This window comes from uncultured Amnibacterium sp. (assembly GCF_964245895.1).
Taxonomy (GTDB): Bacteria; Actinomycetota; Actinomycetes; order Actinomycetales; family Microbacteriaceae; genus Amnibacterium.
Window position 1 is genome coordinate 1 of sequence record NZ_CAXTOQ010000080.1, and the last position, 14,903, is coordinate 14,903.

General features: G+C 72.8%; 13 protein-coding genes. 9 read left to right on the forward strand and 4 right to left on the reverse strand.

The window, feature by feature from the left end; all coding sequences use genetic code 11:
• The coding region (locus ACFE60_RS11650; protein ID WP_375389025.1) for an ATP-dependent Clp protease proteolytic subunit at positions 1 to 563 on the forward strand (563 nt) is incomplete at its 5' end.
• A 238-nt stretch (positions 564 to 801) separates the two neighbouring features.
• Complete coding sequence (gene clpX, locus ACFE60_RS11655; protein ID WP_375389026.1) at positions 802 to 2,082, forward strand: ATP-dependent Clp protease ATP-binding subunit ClpX; 1,281 nt, start codon at positions 802 to 804, stop codon at positions 2,080 to 2,082.
• A gap of 136 nt (positions 2,083 to 2,218) precedes the next feature.
• Here clpX and ACFE60_RS11660 read toward each other — a convergent pair whose 3' ends face one another.
• On the reverse strand, positions 2,219 to 4,228 hold the full coding sequence (locus tag ACFE60_RS11660; protein WP_375389027.1) for a M3 family metallopeptidase: 2,010 nt from the start codon (positions 4,226 to 4,228) through the stop codon (positions 2,219 to 2,221).
• A gap of 69 nt (positions 4,229 to 4,297) precedes the next feature.
• On the opposite strand from ACFE60_RS11660, the gene ACFE60_RS11665 reads away from it, so the two are divergent.
• The 3 genes from ACFE60_RS11665 (at position 4,298) to ACFE60_RS11675 (ending at position 5,761) form a co-directional block, all read left to right on the forward strand.
• Positions 4,298 to 4,867 (forward strand): ArsR/SmtB family transcription factor, encoded by a 570-nt coding sequence (locus ACFE60_RS11665; RefSeq protein ID WP_375389028.1) that lies wholly within the window; start codon positions 4,298 to 4,300, stop codon positions 4,865 to 4,867.
• A 337-nt stretch (positions 4,868 to 5,204) separates the two neighbouring features.
• Complete coding sequence (locus ACFE60_RS11670) at positions 5,205 to 5,474, forward strand: hypothetical protein (protein WP_375389029.1); 270 nt, start codon at positions 5,205 to 5,207, stop codon at positions 5,472 to 5,474.
• 29 nt (positions 5,475 to 5,503) lie between these two features.
• Positions 5,504 to 5,761: a hypothetical protein gene (locus tag ACFE60_RS11675; RefSeq protein WP_375389030.1), complete on the forward strand. Its 258-nt coding sequence runs from the start codon at positions 5,504 to 5,506 to the stop codon at positions 5,759 to 5,761.
• Between the two features lie 64 nt (positions 5,762 to 5,825).
• Here ACFE60_RS11675 and ACFE60_RS11680 read toward each other — a convergent pair whose 3' ends face one another.
• Genes ACFE60_RS11680 through valS form a run of 3 tightly spaced genes read right to left on the reverse strand, consistent with a single transcriptional unit; the run spans position 5,826 to position 9,177 of the window.
• A complete protein-coding gene (locus tag ACFE60_RS11680) occupies positions 5,826 to 6,083 on the reverse strand; it encodes a hypothetical protein (RefSeq protein ID WP_375389031.1) in 258 nt (85 codons plus the stop codon).
• Position 6,084: 1 nt separating this feature from the next.
• Complete coding sequence (locus ACFE60_RS11685) at positions 6,085 to 6,531, reverse strand: GNAT family N-acetyltransferase (RefSeq protein WP_375389032.1); 447 nt, start codon at positions 6,529 to 6,531, stop codon at positions 6,085 to 6,087.
• Positions 6,532 to 6,543: 12 nt separating this feature from the next.
• Positions 6,544 to 9,177 (reverse strand): valine--tRNA ligase, encoded by a 2,634-nt coding sequence (gene valS, locus ACFE60_RS11690; RefSeq protein WP_375389033.1) that lies wholly within the window; start codon positions 9,175 to 9,177, stop codon positions 6,544 to 6,546.
• A gap of 414 nt (positions 9,178 to 9,591) precedes the next feature.
• Between valS and ileS the strand changes: the two genes are divergently transcribed.
• The 4 genes from ileS to ACFE60_RS11710 all read left to right on the forward strand — a co-directional run.
• Positions 9,592 to 13,038 carry an isoleucine--tRNA ligase gene (ileS, locus tag ACFE60_RS11695; protein WP_375389034.1) on the forward strand — a complete coding sequence of 1,149 codons (3,447 nt, stop codon included), beginning with the start codon at positions 9,592 to 9,594 and terminating at the stop codon, positions 13,036 to 13,038.
• Entirely contained in the window at positions 13,031 to 14,377 is a 1,347-nt protein-coding gene (locus tag ACFE60_RS11700; protein ID WP_375389035.1) for a bifunctional folylpolyglutamate synthase/dihydrofolate synthase, read from the forward strand. Before ileS ends, ACFE60_RS11700 begins: the two co-directional genes overlap by 8 nt.
• Positions 14,374 to 14,724 carry a DUF4233 domain-containing protein gene (locus ACFE60_RS11705; RefSeq protein ID WP_375389036.1) on the forward strand — a complete coding sequence of 117 codons (351 nt, stop codon included), beginning with the start codon at positions 14,374 to 14,376 and terminating at the stop codon, positions 14,722 to 14,724. The genes ACFE60_RS11700 and ACFE60_RS11705 overlap by 4 nt, the downstream gene beginning before the upstream one ends.
• Before the next feature lie 23 nt (positions 14,725 to 14,747).
• Positions 14,748 to 14,903, forward strand: a 156-nt coding sequence (locus tag ACFE60_RS11710) for a nucleoside-diphosphate kinase (RefSeq protein ID WP_375389037.1), incomplete at its 3' end; no start/stop codon positions are given.

Consider the following 14,903-nt stretch of genomic DNA (forward strand, 5'->3'; position numbering starts at 1 on the left):
ACACCAAGCTGTTCGAGGACCGGATCATCTTCCTCGGCGTGCAGGTGGACGACGCGTCGGCCAACGACGTGATGGCCCAGCTGCTCACGCTCGAGGGCACCGACCCGGACCGCGACATCACGATGTACATCAACTCGCCGGGCGGCTCGTTCACGGCGATGACGGCCATCTACGACACGATGCAGTACATCCGCCCGCAGATCTCGACGGTCGTGCTCGGTCAGGCGGCCTCCGCCGCCGCCGTGATCGCCGCGGCGGGTGCGCCCGGCAAGCGCCTGGCGCTGCCGAACGCCCGCATCCTGATCCACCAGCCCGCCACCTCCGGCGGATCCGGCGGCCAGGCCAGCGACATCGAGATCCAGGCGGCCGAGGTGCTGCGCATGCGCACCTGGCTCGAGGAGACGCTGTCGCGGCACTCGAACCGCTCGGTCGAGCAGGTCAACCGCGACATCGAGCGCGACAAGATCCTGAACGGCCAGGAGGCGCTGGAGTACGGCCTGGTCGACCAGGTGCTGTCGACGCGCAAGCTGCAGCCGGCGACCCCGGCGCTCGCGCCGGCCTGATCGACTCGCACGGCCGATCGCGGCGGGCTCCCGGATCTCCGGGGGCCCGCCGCCGTCGTTCCCGGCGCAGCCCGGTCCGCCGTGCCGTCCCATCGGTCACACGCGCACCAGGTGCACCGCCCGCCCCGCGCGGCGCGAACTGGGGTGTCGACACCCGGCGGTGAGTCCGGCACCCACCGTCTGAGCGCGGGTTAGGCTCGACGTCGACTGGTCAGCAACCCCGGGGGAGAGACGCTCCATGGCTCGTATGGGCGAAAGTGCCGACCTGCTGAAGTGCTCCTTCTGCGGGAAGAGCCAGAAGCAGGTCCAGCAGCTGATCGCCGGACCCGGCGTGTACATCTGCGACGAGTGCGTCGAGCTCTGCAACGAGATCATCGAGGAGCGCCTGGCCGAGGCCGCCGACGAGTCGACCGGCGAGTTCGACCTGCCGAAGCCGAAGGAGATCTTCGCCTTCCTCGAGGAGTACGTCATCGGGCAGGACGCCGCGAAGAAGGCGCTGTCCGTCGCGGTCTACAACCACTACAAGCGGGTGCGCGCCAAGGGCCCGCTGTCCGCCGCGGACTCGATCAAGGACGACATCGAGATCGCGAAGTCGAACATCCTGCTGATCGGCCCGACCGGCTGCGGCAAGACCTACCTGGCCCAGACGCTCGCGAAGCGGCTGAACGTGCCGTTCGCCGTCGCGGACGCCACCGCCCTGACCGAGGCGGGCTACGTCGGCGAGGACGTGGAGAACATCCTCCTCAAGCTGATCCAGGCCGCGGACTACGACGTGAAGCGGGCCGAGACCGGCATCATCTACATCGACGAGGTCGACAAGATCGCGCGCAAGGCGGAGAACCCGTCCATCACCCGCGACGTCTCCGGCGAGGGCGTGCAGCAGGCGCTGCTGAAGATCCTCGAGGGCACGACCGCCTCGGTGCCGCCGCAGGGCGGGCGCAAGCACCCGCACCAGGAGTTCATCCAGATCGACACGACGAACGTGCTGTTCATCGTGGCGGGCGCCTTCGCGGGCCTCGAGCAGATCATCAGCCAGCGGGTCGGCAAGAAGGGCATCGGCTTCGGGGCGCAGCTGCACTCCAAGGTCGACGAGAAGACCCTCTTCGCCGACGTGCTGCCGGAGGACCTGCACAAGTTCGGCCTGATCCCCGAGTTCATCGGCCGCCTCCCCGTCGTCACGACGGTGCTGCCGCTCGACCAGCACGCGCTGATGGAGATCCTCACCGAGCCGAAGAACGCGCTCGTGAAGCAGTACCAGCGGATGTTCGAGATCGACGGCGTCGACCTCGAGTTCGACGACGGCGCGCTCGAGGCCATCGCCGACCTCGCGGTGCTGCGCCAGACCGGTGCCCGCGGCCTCCGCGCGATCCTCGAGGAGGTGCTCGGGCCGGTGATGTTCGAGGTGCCGTCCTCGAACGAGGTCGCCAGGGTCGTCATCACCCGCGACGCGGTGGAGAAGAACGCGGCGCCGACGATCGTGCCGCGCAGCCGCATCCGCCCGCAGGAGAAGTCCGCCTGAGTTCATGGCCGCCGCCTCCGGCGCGGCTGTGCCGTGCCGCCGGCTCGAACGGTCGCCGGCTGACGGCGCGAGCCGGATCAGGGCACGGGCGCGTCTCGGTGGCGGGCTCGTCGAAAGGTCGTCGACGGAGCGGGAGTCAACCCAGCCCGCGGCGGGCCAGCAGCGGCTCGATCGCCGCGTCGCGGCCGCGGAACGCGCGGTACGCCTCCAGCGGGTCCTCGGCGTTCCCGCGCCCCAGCACCAGGCGGCGGAAGCGGTCGCCGTTCTCCCGCGTCAGGCCGCCGTGCTCCTCGAACCACGCGACCGTGTCGGCGTCCAGCACCTCGCTCCAGATGTACGCGTAGTACGCGGCGCTGTAGCCGCCCGCGAACACGTGGGCGAAGTACGTGGAGGCGTAGCGCGGCGGCACCCCGGGCAGGTCGAAGCCGGTCGAGGCGAGCGCCTGCGCCTCGAACGCGACGACGTCCGTGACCGCGTCCGCCTCCTCGACGGTCAGGCGGTGCCAGGCCTGGTCGAGGACGGCGGCGGCCAGGTACTCGGTCGTCGCGAAGCCCTGACCGAAGGTCTCTGTGGCCCGCAGGCGGTCGGCGACGTCGGCCGGCAGCGGCTCGCCGGTCTCGACGTGCCGGGCGTAGTGCGGCAGCACCTCCGGGTGCAGGACCCACATCTCGTTCACCTGGCTCGGGAACTCCACGAAGTCCCGAGGCACGTTCGTGCCCGCGAGCCGCGGGTACCGCACGGTCGCGAACAGGCCGTGCAGCGCGTGCCCGAACTCGTGGAAGAGCGTCCCGACGCTGTCGAGCGTGAGGAGGGTCGGGGTGCCGAGGTCGGGCTTCGGCACGTTCAGGTTGTTGATCACGACCGCCTGCTGCTCGCCCGTCAGCCCCGCTCGGTCGACGAGGGAGTTCATCCACGCGCCCCCGCGCTTCTCGTCGCGCGTGTAGAGGTCCAGCAGGTACAGACCGAGCACCCCGTCGTCGTCCGCGACCTCGAACACGCGGACGTCGGGGTGGTAGCCGACCAGGTCCTGGCGCTCCGTGAAGCGCACGCCGTAGAGGCGCTCCGCAGTCGCGAACACCCCGTCGCGCAGCACGCGCTCCGCCTCGAACCACGGCCGCAGCGCCGCGAGGTCGATGTCGAACGCCTCCTGCCGGCGCCGCTCGGCGAGGAACGCCCAGTCGGCGGCGTCCACGGCTCCGCCCAGCTCCGCCTCCTCCCGGTGCGCGTTGCGGACCGCGGCAGGCACCAGCCGGTCCAGCAGCGCGGACACCGCCTCGCTCGATCCGGCCGTCTCGTCCGCCGCCACGAGCGCGGCGTGGTCGCGGAAGCCGAGCAGACGTGCGCGTCGGGCGCGGAGGCGCACCGTCTCGAGCACGATCGCGCGGGTGTCGTGGTCCCCGCCCCGGGCGCCTCGCGCTCGGGAGGCGGTGAGCACCCGGTCGCGCGTGGCTCCGTCGGCCAGGTCCGCGAGCACCGGCTGGCCGGTCGGCAGCACGAGCGTGACGAGCCAGCCGTCGAGCCCGCGTCCCCGCGCCGCCTCCCTCGCGGCGGACACCGTGTCCGGCGCGAGGCCCGCGAGCCGCGCCTCCTGCATCACGTGCACCGCGAGGTCGTTCGTGTCCGCGACGAGCTCGGCGTCGAACCGGGTCGCGAGCGCCGACAGCCGCTCGTTCAGCCGCGTCAACTCGGCCTTGGCGTCGTCGCCGAGCGCGGCGCCGGCCAGGCGCGACTCGATGTGCACCCGTTCCACCAGCCGACGCTGCTCCGGCTCGAGCGCCGCGCGGTCCTGCCAGACGGCGTCGATGCGGGCGAACAGGGCGCTGCTCAGCCGGATCGCGTCGCGGTGGGCCGAGAGGCGAGGCGCGAGCCGCGCCTCCAGGTCGCGCACGAAGGGCGTCGCGTGCGCCGACGCGAGGGTGAAGAAGGCGGCGGCGACGCGATCGAGCACCGGACCGCTCAGCTCGAGCGCCTCGAGCGTGTTCGCGAACGTCGGGGAGGCAGGGTCGGCCTCGATCGATGCGACCGCCTCCCGCTGCTCGCGCATGCCCACCTCGAACGCGGGCTCGTAGTGCTCGTCGCGGATCGCCGCGAAGGGCGGCAGCGAGGCGGGCAGCGCGCTGCGGTGCAGGAAGGGGTTGTCGCTCACGGGCCGAGTCTAGAAGCAGACCGCAAAGGAACGTTTGCAAAGATGTCTTTGCGGTTGTATGCTCGTCGGGTGGCGGACGAGCAGGCACGCAGGATCGGGGTGGAGGCGCTGAAAGCGCTCGCCCACCCGTTGCGCGTCCGCATCTTCAGCGAGCTGACCAGCTACGGACCCGCTACGGCGAGCGCGCTCGCCGGCCGGCTGGGGGAGTCGAGCGGGTCCACGAGCTACCACCTGCGGCAGCTCGAGAAGCACGGGTACGTCCGCGAGGACCCCGAGCGCGGCAACGGGCGCGACCGCTGGTGGGAGCGCGTGCCCGGGCCGATCGAGTTCGGCGAGGCCGCGTACGACTCGTCGCCCGGCGCCCGGGAGGCGGGCGACCTGGTCGAGCGCGAGTTCATGGACGTCGAGAACCAGCGGTACGCGGACTACTGGCGGGGCCGCGCCGGCCTTCCGGAGGTCTGGCTCCGCGCCCATCAGACCGGCTCCGCGGCCCTCCGCCTCGACCCGGCCGAGCTCGAGGAGCTGGGCGGCAAGGTCTGGGCCCTGTTCGAGGAGTACCGCGGGCGCGAGTCGGCGGGGAGCCGCCGGGTGGACGTGCAGTTCCGGGGGTTCCCGGTCGTCGAGAAGGAGGAGGGATGACGCGCCGAAGACGGGGTTGTGCAGCCGCGGCGGCGGGCGTTACGGTTCTCCGGCGCCGAACATCGAGAGAAGCGTGAGCCGCATGGACCCGAAGCAGCCGATCTTCGTCCCGGCCACCGCCCTCCTCGGCGTGCGCGTCGGCTGAGCCTCCCGCTCGCCACGCCTCTCGCTCCAGGTCGGTAGCCGGCCTCCGAGCCCGTCGTCCTGACGACGCCGCGCCCCTTCAGCGGGCGCCTTCCCGCCCCTCGGGGCGTCCGCCCGATCCCCGGGCGTCTCGTCCGCCTGCCAGGCGGACCCTCGGTGCGCCTCCGGCGCGCCCGGAACAGATGAGGAACCCATGTCCACGCCACGGACGACCACCACCGAGCAGGCGCTCAGGACCGCGCAGCGGTACGACGACCTGCCCGACATCACCACCACCGACCGCCTCGCGCTGCGGCTCGGCCTGGCGCTGCTCCTCTGGGGGCGGCGGCACGCCGAGCGCACCGCACGGCTGCTCCGCGCCGAGCGCGCCGAGCAGGCCCGACGGCACGGCGCCCGCGAGCGGGCCGCCGCGCAGCGCGACCGGACGTTCGAGCGCCGGCACCGGGCCGGCCCGACGTGGTGACCACCGACACCAGGGAAGGAGGAGAACCGATGAGCAGGACATCCATCGCCACCGAGCGCTCGGAGGCCGAGCTGCTGCTGCGGGAGCCGCCGCGGCTCGCGCCCGCCGAGCGGCTCGCGCTGCGGCTCGGCCTGCGCCTGCTGCTCCGGGAGGAGCGCCGGCGCGCGGTCCGCGCCGACACGATCGCCCGGACGGAGCAGACCCGGCGCACCCGCGCCGCCAGACAGGCGGACGACGCGGCCGACCGCACGTTCGAGCACCGCACGTGGGCCGGCCCCACATGGTGAGCCGCCCGCACCACCGGCGAGGGGACCGCACGCGATTCGCGTCGGTCCCCTTCGTCGTCAGGGCCTACTCGTCCTCGGAGGCCTCGTCGAGCTCGACCGAGGTGACGAGCGCCACCTCCCCGTCCGACATCCGGACCCGGGTCCCGTCGTCGAGGTCGACGAGCGGCTTCCCCTCCAGGAAGGTCAGCGTCCAGGCCCAGCCCGTCGTCGGCTGATCCGACTCCGCGAGCTCCGCCTCCACCGTGCGGATCGCGGCGCGCATCGGGTCGGGCAGGCGCGCGGGCGCGGCCCCGCCGATCGGCCAGCGCGTGCCGAGCTGCACGTCAGCCCACCGGGACGGTCTGCAGCACCCACCCGCCCGCGGCGTGCGCGAACTTGTCCTGCAGCGCCTTCACCGCGGCGTCGTCCGCGCGCGCGACCCAGCGCAGCAGCGGCGTGCCCGCGGCCTCGCTCGAGCCGCGGACGTGCTCCACGAGCGCCGTCGCGACGCCGCGGCCGCGTTGCGCGGACGCCACGAAGAGGTCCTCGATCTGCACGCCCTGGTCGGCGTGCAGCAGCCGCGAGAACGGCAGCGCGTGCACGAAACCGACGACCGCGCCGGTCTCGTCCTTCGCGACCGCCGCGTGCGCGCCGGGCGCGTGCACCGCGGTCCACACGCGCATGACGTGCTGGTCGGTGACGGGGACGCCGGCACCCGCGGCGTACTCCTCGAGCAGCGGGTACCAGGCGAAGAACTCGCGCTCCGTGAGCGGTGCGATCGTGACCGTCATTCCTGCTTCCCCCTACTGCGCTGCGTCGTCGAGCACGACGTCCGAGACCACCACGCGGTCGCCCGCCGGGTCGCCGACCCGGAGCGTGACCGTCGCGATCCTGCCCGCCGCCTTCACGTCATCCGCCACCTGCTCGATGCCCCGCAGCACCTCGCTCGGCCCGGTGATGGTGAGAGATAGTACCGGCGACTTCTGCGACGCCTTGGCATCCGTCTTCGCGCGCCGGATCCCGATCAGCGTGTCGCCCGCGTGCGCCAGCAGCGCCGGGTCGCCGGGCAGCCCCATCGGCTGCGGCCACGCGCTGCTGTGGATGGAGGCGCTGTGCGACCAGCGCCACGCCTCCTCCGTCGCGAACGGGATGACCGGGGCGAGCAGCTTCAGCAGCGCCTCCAGCGCGAGCTTCAGCGCGGCGGCCGCGGAGGCGCTGCCCGCCGCGTCCGCGCCGTACGCGCGCTCCTTCACGAGCTCGAGGTGGTCGTCGCAGAACGTCCAGAAGAACGGCTCGACGGTCTCGAGCGCGCGGGCGTGGTCCGACGCCTCGAACGCGGCGGTCGCCTGCTCGATCACCTGGTCGAGCGAGGCGAGCATGCTGCGGTCGAGCGGCGCGGTCGCGAGCGCCCGGTCCGCCTCCCCGTCGAACGACAGGATGAACTTGGCGGCGTTCAGCACCTTGATCGCGAGCCGGCGGCCCTTGCGCATCTGCGTCGGGTTCGTCACGTCGAGGGCGGCGTCGGTGCCGAGCCGGCTGGAGGCCGCCCAGTACCGCACCGCGTCGGAGCCGTGCTGCGCCAGGATGTCCGCCGGCGTGACGACGTTGCCCTTCGACTTCGACATCTTCTTGCGGTCGGGGTCCACGATGAAGCCGCTGATCGCCGCCGCCTTCCACGGCAGCCCGCCGAACTGCAGCTGGCTGCGGAGCAGGGTCGAGAACAGCCACGTCCGGATGATGTCCTGGCCCTGGGGCCGCAGGTCGAACGGGAAGACCGCAGCGAACAGCTCCGGGTCCCGCAGCCACCCGCCGGCGAGCTGCGGCGTCAGCGACGACGTCGCCCAGGTGTCCATCACGTCGACCTCGCCCTGGAAGCCGCCGGGCCGCCCGCGCTGCTCCTCCGCGAATCCGGGAGGCACGTCGGTGGAGGGGTCGACCGGCAGTGCCGCGTGCTCGGGCACCAGCACCTCGTCGAAGCGCGGGTTCCCGTCGCCGTCGAGCCGGTACCAGACCGGCAGCGGCACGCCGAAGAAGCGCTGCCGAGAGACGAGCCAGTCGCCGGTGAGGCCGCCGACCCAGTTCTCGTAGCGCACCCGCATGAAGTCGGGCACGAAGTCGAGCGCCTTGCCCTCGTCGATCAGCCGCTGCTTCAGGCGCGGATCCCTGGCCCCGTTCCGGATGTACCACTGCCGCGTCGACACGATCTCGAGCGGCCGGTCGCCCTTCTCGAAGAACTTCACCGGGTGGGTGATCGGCCGGGGATCGCCGCGCAGGCTGCCGGCGGCGCGCAGCAGCTCGACCATCGCGGCGCGCGCGGAGAAGACGGTCTTGCCCGCCAGCTCGGCGTACGCCTCCTGCGCCGCCGGGGTGGCGAGCGCGGCGGGCGCCTCGGACACGAACCGGCCGTCGAAGCCGAGGACCGCCCGGGTGGGCAGCTGCAGGTCGCGCCACCAGGTCACGTCGTTCAGGTCGCCGAACGTGCAGACCATCGCGATGCCGGTGCCCTTGTCGGGCTGCGCCAGGTGGTGCGCCACCACCGGCACCTCCACACCGAAGACGGGCGAGCGCACGGTGCTGCCGAAGAGCCCCGCGTAGCGCTCGTCGTCCGGGTGCGCCACGAGGGCGACGCAGGCGGGCAGCAGCTCCGGCCGGGTCGTCTCGATCACCACGTCACCGTCCGGGCCTTGGGCCCCGGGAGCCGGTTCCTCCGCGCCGGATCCGTCCGGCGTGGAGGCCGTGCCGATCAGCGAGAACGCGATCGTGTGGTACGCGCCGGGCTGGTCCCGGTCCTCCAGCTCGGCCTGCGCGACCGCGGTGCGGAAGGTCACGTCCCAGAGGCTGGGCGCCTCCGCCTGGTACGCCTCGCCGCGCTCGAGGTTGTCGAGGAACGCGCGCTGGCTGATCGCCCGGGCGTCGTCGCCGATGGTCCGGTAGGTCTGGGCGAAGTCGACCGACAGGCCGACCGTGCGGAAGACCGCCTCGAACTGCCGCTCGTCCTCGACCGTCAGCCGCTCGCACAGCTCGATGAAGCTGCGGCGGGAGATCGGCTGCTGGTCGCCAGCGCGAGTCGACTTCGCGGTGCCCTCGGCCGGCGGCGTGAAGGACGGGTCGTAGGGGAGGGAGGGGTCGCAGCGGACGCCGTAGTAGTTCTGCACCCGGCGCTCCGTGGGCAGGCCGTTGTCGTCCCAGCCCATCGGGTAGAAGACGCGCTTGCCGCGCATGCGCTGGAACCGGGCCATCAGGTCGGTGTGCGTGTAGGAGAACACGTGGCCGATGTGCAGCGAGCCGGAGGCGGTGGGCGGCGGGGTGTCGATGGAGTAGACGCCCTCGCGGCCGCCGTCGGCCCGGGGGAAGCGGTGGACCCCCTCCTGCTCCCACACCGCGGCGTACTTCTGCTCGAGGCCTTCGAGCGCGGGCTTGTCGGGCACGGTGGACATGGCGGGACCTCGGTTCGCGGTGTGGGCGGCACCGTGTCGCAGGTGCCTCAGATGTCGCCCGGTCGGGCGCACCCAGGCTACCGGGGGTTCGCGGATCCGGATCCGTGTCGCGGATCCGGATGGGATCCGCGACACGCCGTGCTCCGGTCGTCGGCAGCGGGGTGTCGCCCGATCCATCCAGATCCGCGACAGGGGGGCTCCTGAGCGGGAGACGCCGTAGGATCGGCGTAACGACGTCGATCCGGCCATCACCGGGGAGTCCCCGGAAGAACGCCGCGAGGCCAGTAGAACCGGGCGGGGCAGGCCCGTCACAGCCGTCGGAGAGCGGGCGTCGCGAGATGTCAAGCGGGGTGGTACCGCGCCGGAAGGCGTCCCCGTGCAGAAGGTGGACGAGCACCGAGCACGGAGGACGAGATGGCGTACCCGAAGGACGGCGGCGAGCCCGTCAGCCCCAGCCCGCGGTTCCCGGAGATCGAGCAGGGCGTGCTCGCGTTCTGGGCCGAGGACGGCACGTTCCAGGCCTCCGTCGACGCTCGCGAGGGCGCGCCCGAGTGGGTGTTCTACGACGGCCCCCCGTTCGCGAACGGGCTGCCGCACTACGGGCACCTGCTGACCGGTTACGCGAAGGATGTGTTCCCGCGCTACCAGACGATGCGCGGCAAGCAGGTGCACCGACGGTTCGGCTGGGACACCCACGGCCTGCCGGCGGAGCTGGAGGCGATGCGCCAGCTGGGCATCACCACGAAGGACGAGATCGAGCAGATGGGCATCGGCGCCTTCAACGCCGCGGCCCGCGCCTCCGTCCTCAAGTACACCGGGGAGTGGCGCGACTACGTCACCCGTCAGGCCCGCTGGGTGGATTTCGACCACGACTACAAGACGCTCGACCCCTCCTTCATGGAGAGCGTGCTGTGGGCGTTCCAGCGGCTGTACGACCGCGGCCTCGCCTACGAGGGCTTCCGGGTGCTGCCGTACTGCTGGAACGACGAGACCCCGCTGTCGAACCACGAGCTGCGAATGGACGACGACGTCTACCAGCGCCGTCAGGACCCCTCCGTCACCGTGACCTTCCCGCTCGTCGGCGAGAAGGCGGAGGCGCTCGGCCTGACCGCGGTCCGGGCGCTCGCCTGGACGACGACGCCGTGGACGCTGCCGACGAACTTCGCGCTCGCGGTGGGCCCCGACATCGAGTACGCCGTCGTCCCCTCCGGCCCGCTCGGCACGGCCGACTCGCAGGGCGCCGACGGCACCGGCGAGCCGACCGGGCAGGGCGCGACGATCCTCACCGCCGACTACCTGCTCGCCGCCGCCCGCGTCGGCGACTACGCGAAGGAGCTCGGCTACGCGTCGGCAGCGGAGGCGCGGGCGGCGACGACCCGCGTCGTGCTCGGCCGCGACCTGCAGGACGTGCAGTACGACCGCCTGTGGGACGTGTATGCCGACAGCGGCATCTGGGGGACCGAGCGCGCGTGGCGCGTGCTCGTGGCGGACTACGTGTCGACGGAGGAGGGCACCGGCGTCGTCCACCAGGCCCCGGCGTACGGCGAGGACGACCAGCTGATCGGCACCGCCGCCGGGATCCCGACGATCATCTCCGTCGACGCGAAGGCGCGCTTCCTCCCGCTGTTCGCCGGCACCGAGCTGGCCGAGGTCGTCGGGCTGCAGGTGTTCGAGGCGAACCGGCCGCTGATCCGCGCCCTGCGGGCGAAGGGGCGCCTTCTGCGCGAGGCCTCCTACGAGCACAGCTATCCGCACTGCTGGCGCTGCCGCCGACCGCTCATCTACAAGGCGGTCTCGAGCTGGTTCGTGCGCGTCACGGAGTACCGCGACCGGATGGTCGAGCTGAACCAGCGGATCACCTGGGTGCCCGACAACGTGAAGGACGGCCAGTTCGGCAAGTGGCTGTCCGGCGCCCGGGACTGGTCGGTGAGCCGCAACCGCTACTGGGGCAGCCCCATCCCGGTCTGGCGCAGCGACGACCCCGCGCACCCGCGCACCGACGTGTACGGCTCGCTCGAGCAGCTGGAGCGCGACTTCGGCCGCCTCCCGACGAACGAGGCGGGCGAGGTCGATCTGCACCGCCCCTACATCGACGAGCTCGTCCGGCCGAACCCCGACGACCCGACCGGCGCCTCCACGATGCGCCGCATCGAGGACGTCTTCGACGTGTGGTTCGACAGCGGCTCCATGCCCTACGCGCAGGTGCACTTCCCGTTCGAGGACGAGGACTGGTTCACCTCCCACCACCCCGCGGACTTCATCGTCGAGTACATCGGGCAGACGCGCGGCTGGTTCTACGTCATGCACGCGCTCACCACCCCCCTCTTCGACCGGCCGGCGTTCCGCAACGTCGTCAGCCACGGCATCGTGCTCGGCAGCGACGGGGCCAAGATGTCGAAGTCGCTGCGGAACTACCCGGACGTCTCGGAGGTCTTCGACCGCGACGGCTCCGACGCGATGCGCTGGTTCCTGCTGGCCAGCCCGGTGCTGCGCGGCGGCAACCTGGTGGTGACGGAGGAGGGCATCCGCGAGGGCGTGCGGCAGGTGCTGCTGCCGCTGTGGAGCACCTACTACTTCTTCACGCTGTACGCCGGCGCCGAGGACTACGACGCCCGGTGGCGCACCGACTCGGCCGATCCGCTGGACCGCTTCGTCCTCGCGGCCACGGGCGACCTCGTCCGCGGCGTCGAGGCGGACCTCGACGCGTTCGACACCGCCGGCGCCGCCCAGCGCCTGCGGGACTTCGCCGACGTGCTCACGAACTGGTACGTCCGGCTCTCCCGCGAACGGTTCTGGGCGGTGAAGTCGAGCACCGGGGACCTGCCCACGAGCAGCCGGGACGCCTTCGACACGCTGTTCACCGTGCTCGAGACGCTGACCCGGGTCGCGGCCCCGCTGCTGCCGCTCGTCGCCGAGCGCATCTGGAAGGGCTTGACCGGCGCGCGCAGCGTGCACCTGACCGACTGGCCGGACGCCGCGGCGTTCCCGGTCGACCCGGCCCTCGTCGCGCGGACCCAGCGGCTGCGCGACGTCGTCTCCACGACGCTGGCCCTGCGGAAGGAGGCGGGCCTGCGGGTGCGCCTCCCGCTCGCCGGCCTGACCGTGGTCGCCGCCGACGCCGACGACCTGGTCACGGGAGTCGGGCTCCTGCGGGACGAGCTGAACGTGCGCCGGGTCGAGCTGGTCGAGGAGACGCCCGGCAGCGGGGAGCGCTACGGCGTCGCGCAGCGCCTGTCGGTCAACGCGCGCGCCCTCGGCCCGCGCATCGGCAAGGACGTGCAGGCCGTCATCAAGGCCGCGAGGGCCGGCGACTGGGTCCAGGTCCCTGTCGACCCGGCCGCCACGCCGGACGGAATCGGCGCGTTGGAACCGGCCTCCCGGGGCCCAGGCTCCGGCGTCGTCGTCGGCGGCGTCCCGCTGCTGGACGGCGAGTACGAGCTGGTCCTCGAACGCTCCGGCTCGACCGAGGGCTCGGCCCTCGGGCTGCTGCCGGGAGGCGGGTTCGTGCTGCTCGAGACCGCGACGACGCCCGAGCTCGAGCTCGAGGGCCGTGCTCGAGACTTCGTTCGCGACGTGCAGCAGGCCCGCCGTGCGGCCGGCCTCGCGGTCACGGACCGCATCGACCTCGCGGTCGAGGGCGACGCCGACCTGCTGGCCATGCTCGAGGCGCACGGCGACCTCGTCCGCGGCGAGACGCTCGTCGAGTCGCTCGAGACCGCGCCCGCCGGCCCCGGCACCGTCGACCGGGTGCTCCGCTGGGCGGACGGGCACCTCACCCGGATCGAGCCGGGCGCCTGGGGAGCGACAGCGGGTGCGCGCTTCGAGCTGCGTCGCGCGGGAGGATCGATGCTCGATGCCTGACACCGCGCTCGACCGCATGCTCGACGAGATCTACGCCCGCGTGGGCGAGGTCGCCCCGCAGCCCCGCCTCTCCGCGACGCGGAAGGCGCTCGAGCTGCTCGGGGACCCGCACCGCGCGTACCCCATCGTGCACATCACCGGCACGAACGGGAAGACGTCCACCTCCCGCATCACCGAGAGCATCCTGCGGGCGCACGGGCTGCGCACGGGCCTGTTCACGAGCCCCGACCTCGGCTACCTGGGGGAGCGGATCGTCGTGGACGGCCAGCCCATCGCCGAGGAGGCGCTGGTCGCCGCGTGGGACGAGGTCAAGCCGTTCATCGACCTCGCGGACGCGGAGCTCGCGACGACCGGCGAGCCGGCGCTGACCTTCTTCGAGGCGCTGACCGTGCTCGCCTACGCCGTCTTCGCGGACGCGCCGATCGACGTCGGCGTCATCGAGGTCGGCATGGGCGGCGAGTGGGACTCGACGAACGTGGCCGACGGGCAGGTCGCCGTGTTCACCCCGATCGACCTCGACCACACGGAGCGGCTCGGCCGCACCGTGGAGGAGATCGCCCGCACCAAGGCCGGCATCATCAAGCCCGGCCGGTCGGTCGTGTCGGCGGCGCAGCAGCAGGCGGCGCTCACCGAGCTCGAGCGCGCCGCCGAGCTGTCCGAGGCGGACCTCACGCTCGAGGGCCGCGACTTCCGCGTGCTGTCGCGCATGCCCGCCTCCGGAGGGCGGGTGGTCGACGTGCAGGGTCGTGCCGGTCGGTACCCCGGGCTGTTCGTCCCGCTGCTCGGGGCGCACCAGGCCCAGAACACGGCGGTCGCGATCGCCGCGGTCGAGACGTTCCTCGGCGGCGGCTCGCAGCCGATCACCGGCGGCGTGCTGGCGGAGGGGCTGGCGGCGGCGACCTCGCCCGGCCGGCTGCAGGTGGCGGGCTCCGCGCCGGTGCTCGTCGTCGATGCGGCGCACAACCCGCACGGCGTCGCGGCGATGGTCGCGGGACTCGCCGAGTCGTTCCCGTTCGAGCACGTCGTCGCCGTCGTCGCGGTGCTCGCCGACAAGGACGCCGCCGGCATGATCCGGGCAGCGGCCGGGACGGTCGACGAGTTCGTGGTGACGACCGCCCCCTCCGAGCGCAGCACCGACCCCGACGCGCTCGCCGCGACCGTCGCGGGCGTGGTCGGCGCCGAGCGCGTCGTCGTGGAGCCGGACCTCGAGCGGGCGCTGCGGGCGGCGCGCGACGCGGCCGTGACGCGCGACGCGACCACCACCGGTGTCGTCGTGTTCGGGTCGATCACGCTCGTCGCGAGGACGTTGCAGCTGGTGCGCGAGCACGGGTGGTCGTGAGCGGCCCGAGGGGCCGCCGGGCCCGCACCGTCACCGCGAGCCTCGCCATGATCGTGCTCGCGACCGAGTTCCTGGTCGTGGTGCTGTCCGCGCTCGTGCTGTTCGGGCTGGGCACCCTGCCTCCGCGGCTCGCGCTGGGCGGCGGAGGCGTGCTGCTCGTGCTCATCGCGATCGCCGCGGCCCTCGCGGGCAGGCCGATCGGCATCGCGCTCGGCTGGGCGGTCCAGGTCGTGCTCGTGCTGTGCATCGTGCTCGACGTCACCGTCGGGGTCGTCGGCCTCGTCTTCGGCGCCCTGTGGACCTACAGCATCATTGTCGGCAGGCGCATCGACCGCCGCGCCGCCTGACCCCCTCGAGCAAGGAGCAGCCCATGGCCGACGTCCAGGAGACCCTCGTCCTCGTGAAGCCCGACGGCGTCGCCCGCAACCTCACCGGTGAGATCCTGCGCCGCATCGAGGCGAAGGGCTACTCGATCACGGACCTCAAGATGGTCGAGGCGGACCGGCCGCTGCTCGAGCAGCACTAC